This window comes from Paracoccus sp. (in: a-proteobacteria) (assembly GCF_047973135.1).
Lineage (GTDB): Bacteria > Pseudomonadota > Alphaproteobacteria > Rhodobacterales > Rhodobacteraceae > Paracoccus.
Genome location: NZ_JBKEBL010000235.1, coordinates 20477 through 27467, shown reverse-complemented (window position 1 = coordinate 27467; position 6991 = coordinate 20477). Strand labels below are relative to the sequence as shown.

The window sequence follows — 6991 nt, the reverse complement described above, 5'->3', positions numbered from 1 at the left end:
CGAAATGCAGGTCGATTCCGCGCTGGATCCGCTGCTGCGCGAAAGGCTGCTGCCGGGCGCGCGGCTGGACGGCGCGGCCAATGTGCTGATCTTTTCCAGCAGCGATGCGGCCTCGGCCACGCGCAATGCGCTGAAAATCAAGGCTGGCGGGCTGGAGGTCGGGCCGTTCCTGATGGGCTTGGGCAGCCGCGCGCATGTCGTGTCCCGCTCGATCTCCGCGCGCGGCCTGCTGAACATCAGCGCCCTGGCCGGCACGCCCGTTGCGCATTACAGCTAGGGCTGCGGGGCAAGGCCGGTTCCGACCGGCCCTGCCCCCCCCGGCATTCCGCCAAGGCGGCTTGCAACCCGGTCCATCCCGGTTGATAATTTTGTTGTCAAAACGTCGCAGCATCGCGCAAGAAACTTGCAAATGGCCTTGGGCTCGCGTAACGAACGCCCCAAAGTCGCGGAGGGCATACCATGGCATACAAAGACGTCTATGCAACCTGGAAATCCGATCCGGAAAGCTTCTGGATGAAGGCTTCGGGGTTGATCGATTGGGACCGCGCCCCCGGCCGGGCCTTCTTTGATCAGGGACCAGCGGGCGAATGGTTCGCCGACGCCATGGTCAACACCTGCTGGAACGCCGTGGATCGCCATGTAAAGGCCGGGCGCGGCGATCAGCTTGCCATCATCCATGACAGCCCGATCACCCATTCCTACAAGGGCATCACCTATCGCGAATTGCGCGACCGCGTGGCCAGCCTTGCGGGCGCGCTGCGCGCCAAGGGGATCGGAAAGGGCGACCGGGTCATCATCTATATGCCCATGGTCCCCGAGGCGATCGAGGCGATGCTGGCCTGCGGGCGGCTTGGCGCGATCCACTCGGTCGTGTTCGGCGGTTTTGCCGCGCATGAGCTGGCCGTGCGCATCGACGACTGCCAGCCCAAGGCGATCATCGCCGCCTCTTGCGGGTTAGAGCCGGGGCGCGTCGTCCATTACAAGCCGCTGCTCGACAAGGCCATCGAACTGGCCAGCCACAAGCCCGATTTCTGCGTCATCTTCCAGCGCGAACAAGAGGTCGCCGAACTGACCGAGGGCCGCGATGTCGCCTGGCACACATTCCAGTACGGCGTCGAACCCGCCGAATGCGTCCCGGTCGAGGGAAACCACCCCTCATACATCCTGTACACCTCGGGGACGACCGGCCAGCCCAAGGGCGTGATCCGGCACACGGCGGGGCAGCTTGTCGCGCTGAACTGGACGATGAAGAACATCTACAATATCGACGCGGGTGACGTGTTCTGGGCGGCCTCGGATGTGGGCTGGGTCGTGGGCCACAGCTATATCTGCTATGCGCCGCTGATCGCGGGCGCGACCACCATCGTTTTCGAGGGAAAACCCGTCGGCACCCCCGATGCGGGCACTTTCTGGCGAGTGATTCAGAACCACAAGGTCAAAAGCTTTTTCACCGCCCCCACCGCCATCCGTGCCGTCAAGCGCGAGGATCCGGACGGTACGCTGATCGGCAATTACAACCTGTCCAGCCTTCAGGCGCTGTTCCTTGCGGGCGAACGCGCCGATCCCGACACGATCCAGTGGGCCGAGAACAAGCTGAACGTTCCGGTAATCGACCACTGGTGGCAAACTGAAACCGGCTGGTCCATCGCCGCCAACCCCTTTGGCATCGAACATCTGCCGGTCAAGAAGGGCAGCCCTTCGGTCGCCATGCCGGGCTATGACGTGCAGATCCTCGACGAGGGTGGTCAGCCCGTCGCCCCCGGTACGCTTGGGGCCATCGCTGTGAAGCTGCCTTTGCCGCCGGGCACACTGCCGACGCTGTGGAATGCCGAGGCGCGGTTCAGGAAATCATACCTGGACCATTTCCCCGGCTTTTACGAAACCGGCGATGCGGGCTATGTGGATGAGGACGGCTATCTTTATATCATGGCGCGCACCGATGACGTGATCAATGTCGCGGGGCACCGCCTGTCCACCGGCGCGATGGAAGAGGTTCTCGCCTCGCACCCTGCCGTTGCCGAATGCGCAGTGATCGGGGTCAGCGACAAGCTGAAGGGGCAAATGCCGCTTGGCTTGCTGTGCCTCAAGAAAGGCGTCCAGACGCCGGATGCGCAGGTTGTCGAAGAAGTCGTGAAGATGGTCCGCGACCAGATCGGCCCGGTCGCGGCCTTCAAGCTGGCCTGCGTGGTGGACCGCCTGCCCAAGACCCGCTCGGGCAAGATCCTGCGCGCCACCATGGTCAAGATCGCCGATGGCGAGGAATTCAGGATGCCCGCGACCATCGACGACCCCGCCATCCTGGATGAGATCACTGCGGCGCTGAAGGATGTGGGTTATCCAGAGGCGGGCTAACGCCGGGCCGGGGTCAGGTTGAACGAAACAGGCGGGCTTGCCCGCCGCCGCCGCCCGGTGCACCCTGCGCCCATGATTCCCGAATCCCTCGTCACCTTCGCAGGCAGCTTTCTCGACCGCGCGGACCGTCTGCGCGGCGATGCGGTCACGCTTGCCCGCCATCTGGCCGACCCGGCCAGCCGCGTCTCGCCCTTCTGGCACGGCAAGCCCCTGTTCGACCTGACCGATGACGGCCCGCGTCTGGCATGGCTGTCGGCGCAGGACAAGCTGATCACGGGCTGCACGGAACCGACGATCTTCATGGGGCTGGACGATCAGGGCGTTGCGCATTTCGCCGCCGATGTCTCGACCATCGCGCCGCCCGATGAACGGCCCGCCGATTTCGTCGATCAGCGGACACTGGATCTGTCCGAAACCCGCAAATTCATTGACCTGCGCGCGGTCATGGGCGAGATCGACCACCGTGACGCCGGCATCGCCGCCGCTGCCAAGGGCATGTTCGAATGGCGCGCGACACATCATTTTTGCGCCAATTGCGGGCACCGCAACCGCGTCGCGCATGGCGGCTGGCGCTTTGACTGCCCCGGCTGCGGTCGCCAGCACTTTCCGCGCACCGACCCGGTGGTCATCATGCTGGTGCTGGATGGCGACAAGGTGCTGCTGGGTCGTCAGTCGGTCTGGCCCGAGGGGATGTATTCCCTGCTGGCCGGTTTCATGGAACCAGGCGAAACCGTGGAAGAGGCCGTCCGCCGCGAGGTCATGGAGGAAGCGGGCGTCCGCGTGGGCGAGGTGCGCTATGTCACCTCGCAGCCCTGGCCCTTCCCCGCCTCGCTGATGATCGGCTGCGCGGCACGGGCCGAAACGACACGGATCAGCATCGACACGCAGGAGCTGGAACAGGCGCTTTGGGTCAGCAAGGCCCGGATCACGCGGGCGCTTGCCGGTCAGGACGACCAGATCGCCCCCGCCCGCAAAGGAGCCGTCGCCCAGATCATCCTGCGCTGCTGGAGCGAGGGTCTGATCCCGGATTTCGGCGGTTAGGCAGAACTTCCGAAAAGCGGGTACGGGTTTTCGGATATAGCTGACGGAAGCCAATTTGATCATCAAATTAGCTTCTGTCGGCTATACAACATGGGAAGATAGATCGTGGTCGATTTTCTCATGTCGCAAATGCGCTACAGTTGATTTCCTTGGGAAATCTGCGGTGCAGATGCGATGAAATCAATCTTCTGAAGAAAATGGTGCCCGGAGGCGGACTCGAACCACCGACACGCGGATTTTCAGTCCGCTGCTCTACCAACTGAGCTATCCGGGCCCTTGCCGACCATCTTCGATCCGGGCACAGGGCGGTGTTTACGAGGACATCGCGGGACTGTCCAGACCATATCTCATGATTTTTTCAACCCGTCGTCGTCTTGTGCGGGCAGATCCTCCAGCGGAGTGCCCGGCACCACATAATCGCCACGCAGCCAGCGCGCGAGGTCAATATCCGCACAGCGTTTCGAACAAAACGGCCGGTAGGCAGCCGCGCTTTCCTTGCCGCAGATCGGACAGGCGGGCATCACGATTCCCCGATCAACCGCATCAGGGGAACACGGTCGCGCTTGCGGTTGATCTCGTACAGGCCCATCGTCGTCCAGCCGATCAGCGTCGTCTCGGCAGCCTCGCCCTTGAAGGCCGCCTGAAGAACCTGATCCAGCGTGGCACGGTCGCGTTTGGGCATCGGGGCAAAGTCCACGGCGACCTGACCGCCCAGGCCACGCAGGCGCAACTGGCGCGGCAGGTCGCGCGCCAGCGCAATATTCGCTTTCAGTGCGGCGGCGGGCGATGTGTCATTGCCGGTATTCACGTCGATGGCCACCAGCGCGCGGGTGGGCTCGATCGCGGCGCTGGCACCGCCGGGCAGCGGCAGCAGATCAGACAGCAACGCCTCCAGCGCGTCGGTCACGCCGCAGCGGTCAAAACTGTCCTCGCCTTCCTCGATGGCGTCGGGGGCGGGTTCGGCCCACTCCATCCAAGCCTGTTCCCAGGCGGTAGGGGCATCCAGCAGATATTCGGGCGGGCCATCGCCTTCCGACAAAAGCCGGTCCGCAACCTCGATCAGGGCGGCAAGTTCGTCGGCAACCTCGTCCTGCGGGGCCGTCGCCGCGACGCTGCGCATGATCATGCCATAGTCGCGCCCATCCAGTTGCGCCCGCCCCAAAGCCTCAAGCGCGGCGCGGATTTCCAGGTCGCGGATGCGGCGCGAGATGCTGACACCCGGTGCGTCCGGCGTGACCAGAACATGACGTCCGCGCAGCAACAGCCGCGCCGATAGCGGGATCGCCTTGCCATCCTCGGCCACGCCCCGGACCTGCACCAGCATCGGCCGCCCCTCGCGCAGGCCCGAGCGTTCGCGCAGATAGCCGCGCTGGCCATCGGGCAGGCGCAGGAAGGCCGCGCCCTGACCCTTCATCAGCCGTTCGACAACGCCGCGAACGATGGTTCCGGGCGCAAGGACATCAGGCGTCAGAATCAGATCGACAAGCTGACCGTCCTGCATCAGCGCGGCAGCCTCTTCCCTGTTCAGGTGCCCCAGCACCACCATCCTGCCCTTCATGACCGGCCTCCGAATATGCCTGCGGCGGCCAGCATGGCGGCGGTTTCCGACAGCGGCAAGCCGACCACGGCGGAAAACGAGCCCTGAATCCACGGGATGAACCCCGCCGCCGCGCCCTGAATGGCATAGCCGCCCGCCTTGCCTTGCCAGTCGCCAATGTCGAGATAGCGTTCCAACACGGCATCGTCGATGCTGCGCATCCGAACCTGCGTCTGGACCAGCCGCGATCTGGTCCGATCCGCGTCACGCAGCGCGATGGCGGTCAGAACCTTGTGACGGCGGCCCGACATCAAGCGCATGAAGGCGGCAGCCTCGGCGCGGTCGGCGGGCTTGCCCAGAATGCGGCGGCCAACGGCGACGGTGGTGTCGGCGGTTAACAGAACCTCGCCCGGCGACAGCGGCAGCGCAGCGGCCTTTTCCAGCGCCATGCGCAGGACATAGTCGCGCGGCGCTTCGGCCTTTGCCGGGGTTTCGTCGATATCGGCCACGCGTATTTCTGCGGGCACCAGACCGATCTGGACCAGCAGTTCAAGCCTTCGCGGGCTGGCTGATCCAAGGATCAGCCGGTACGGTATCGGTTGCGGCATTGCGCGCCGGGCCTATTTGAAGCGGTAATTGATCCGCCCCTTGGTCAGGTCGTAGGTGTTCATTTCGACCTGCACCTTGTCGCCTGCCAGAACACGGATGCGGTTTTTGCGCATCTTTCCTGCCATATGGGCGATGATCTCATGGCCGTTCTCAAGCTCGACCCTGAACGTCGCATTCGGCAGGAGTTCCTTCACGACGCCGGGGAATTCGAGCATTTCTTCCTTGGCCATGGTCACTCCATCAAGACTGCTCCTGAGAATCAGGACCAGCGTTAGATGCGTCCATGCTGCGGTGAGTTCAAGGGAAAAGCGTTGCCTCAATTCCGATTCGCGGCTTTTGCCGCTGCGATCCCGACGACGGCATCCCCTTTCTCATCCGCGGCGGGGTCACGAAATGCATCCCGGTCCGCAAGATCGTCGATCGGGGGTTCGTATCCGGCGGCGCTGACCGGGTTTTGCGCCGCAAGCCGGGGATCATGAAGGCGGATGGCATGGCATCCCTCGGCCTCGCCGAACTTGCCGCGTGCGATCAGTTGCCCGCCCGGAGTTTCGATCCGCGCCTCGGTCAGGCTGGCGCGGGGCAGCGACAGAACCTGCCCCGGTACCAGCGCCCGGATTTCGCCAAGCGTGATCCGGCGGCGGCAGAGGATGCCGACCAGTTCGACCGGCGCGGTCTGAATGGCGTGGGCCAGCGACGCTGCGGCAGGCATGTCCGGCCGGGCCTCGGTTGCTGCCTCGTTCCGCGCGGGCCGCACTTCGCCTTCCCTGGGTTTGTCGTCCTTGTCGGGCCTGGGTGCCGGAACCGGAATATCCTGCGGCAGGGCCAGCAGAATCTGACTGTCGCGGGTTTCCGCCCCGCCAAGGCGCAGGCGAAAATCGATGCTGCGATAAGGCTTGTCTTCCAGCATCAGGGCCAACGGCCGGGGATCGTCCAGCCAGGTCGCATAGCGGAAACCCGACAACCCCTCGAACCCGTCCAGCGGCACAAGTTCGGCATCCAGTTCGGCCATCAGCGTGTTGACAAATTCGGAACAGATCAGCGCGTCGGCGCGGGTCAGCTTGCGCCTTTCGGCAGGCCGGGCAGTGATCCGGCCAAGGGTCTGGATTTCGATCAGCGACGTCATCGTCTCGGCGCAGAGGGCAATCACGCCAAGCGCTTCGCCCGGTCCCTGCAACACGATCAGCAGACCGGACGCGGGCAGCAATTCCGGCAGTTCAGCCAGCGTCATCGCCCCCGGCGCGACCGACACCGGCTGCACGGGCAGGTGGTACAGCCGGTTCGCAATCCGCCCGATCGCAGTCGCCGCCGCGCGCGCGGGCGTAGGCGGGGGCAGTTGCGGCAATTGCGGTGCGCGCCCGGAACCGGTGTCAGCCCGGTTCCGCGCCCGCAGAAGCCGCCTGAGGACGCCCGTATCGTCATCCCTGACAGGATTATTCATCGCCGCGTTCTGCA

General features: G+C 64.6%; 8 protein-coding genes and 1 tRNA gene. 3 read left to right on the top strand and 6 right to left on the bottom strand.

Annotation, left to right across the window (positions count from 1 at the left end):
- The 3 genes from ACK5L9_RS17600 to nudC form a co-directional block, all read left to right on the top strand.
- Positions 1 to 277: phosphate acyltransferase (locus ACK5L9_RS17600; RefSeq protein ID WP_416912756.1), on the top strand; the 277-nt coding region annotated here is incomplete at its 5' end.
- 182 nt (positions 278 to 459) lie between these two features.
- A complete protein-coding gene (prpE, locus tag ACK5L9_RS17595; RefSeq protein WP_416912755.1) occupies positions 460 to 2352 on the top strand; it encodes a propionate-CoA ligase PrpE in 1893 nt (630 codons plus the stop codon).
- 18 nt (positions 2353 to 2370) lie between these two features.
- Entirely contained in the window at positions 2371 to 3393 is a 1023-nt protein-coding gene (gene nudC / locus ACK5L9_RS17590; protein WP_416912754.1) for an NAD(+) diphosphatase, read from the top strand.
- A gap of 198 nt (positions 3394 to 3591) precedes the next feature.
- Here the strand turns inward: nudC and ACK5L9_RS17585 are convergent.
- From ACK5L9_RS17585 to ACK5L9_RS17560, 6 genes are all read right to left on the bottom strand, one after another.
- Positions 3592 to 3667, bottom strand: a tRNA-Phe gene (locus tag ACK5L9_RS17585).
- Positions 3668 to 3740: 73 nt separating this feature from the next.
- Positions 3741 to 3914 carry a DNA gyrase inhibitor YacG gene (locus ACK5L9_RS17580; protein WP_416912753.1) on the bottom strand — a complete coding sequence of 58 codons (174 nt, stop codon included), beginning with the start codon at positions 3912 to 3914 and terminating at the stop codon, positions 3741 to 3743.
- A complete protein-coding gene (locus tag ACK5L9_RS17575) occupies positions 3914 to 4951 on the bottom strand; it encodes a ribonuclease E/G (protein ID WP_416912752.1) in 1038 nt (345 codons plus the stop codon). Before ACK5L9_RS17575 ends, ACK5L9_RS17580 begins: the two co-directional genes overlap by 1 nt.
- Positions 4948 to 5538, bottom strand: coding sequence for a Maf family protein (locus ACK5L9_RS17570; protein WP_416912751.1), 591 nt, complete (start codon positions 5536 to 5538; stop codon positions 4948 to 4950). The genes ACK5L9_RS17575 and ACK5L9_RS17570 overlap by 4 nt, the downstream gene beginning before the upstream one ends.
- Before the next feature lie 12 nt (positions 5539 to 5550).
- The gene (gene infA / locus ACK5L9_RS17565; protein WP_010397442.1) at positions 5551 to 5769 is read right to left on the bottom strand and encodes a translation initiation factor IF-1; all 219 of its coding nucleotides are present in this window, start codon (positions 5767 to 5769) and stop codon (positions 5551 to 5553) included.
- A gap of 86 nt (positions 5770 to 5855) precedes the next feature.
- Complete coding sequence (locus tag ACK5L9_RS17560) at positions 5856 to 6977, bottom strand: FliM/FliN family flagellar motor C-terminal domain-containing protein (RefSeq protein WP_416912750.1); 1122 nt, start codon at positions 6975 to 6977, stop codon at positions 5856 to 5858.
- Positions 6978 to 6991: the final 14 nt, after the last annotated feature.

Excerpts from the sequence above, each read along its gene's own strand:
- prpE (WP_416912755.1), top strand. The coding sequence starts at position 460 with ATGGCATACAAAGACGTCTATGCAACCTGGAAATCCGATCCGGAAAGC.
- ACK5L9_RS17580 (WP_416912753.1), bottom strand. The coding sequence starts at position 3,914 with ATGCCCGCCTGTCCGATCTGCGGCAAGGAAAGCGCGGCTGCCTACCGG.
- ACK5L9_RS17575 (WP_416912752.1), bottom strand. The coding sequence starts at position 4,951 with ATGAAGGGCAGGATGGTGGTGCTGGGGCACCTGAACAGGGAAGAGGCT.
- ACK5L9_RS17570 (WP_416912751.1), bottom strand. The coding sequence starts at position 5,538 with ATGCCGCAACCGATACCGTACCGGCTGATCCTTGGATCAGCCAGCCCG.
- infA (WP_010397442.1), bottom strand. The coding sequence starts at position 5,769 with ATGGCCAAGGAAGAAATGCTCGAATTCCCCGGCGTCGTGAAGGAACTC.
- ACK5L9_RS17560 (WP_416912750.1), bottom strand. The coding sequence starts at position 6,977 with ATGAATAATCCTGTCAGGGATGACGATACGGGCGTCCTCAGGCGGCTT.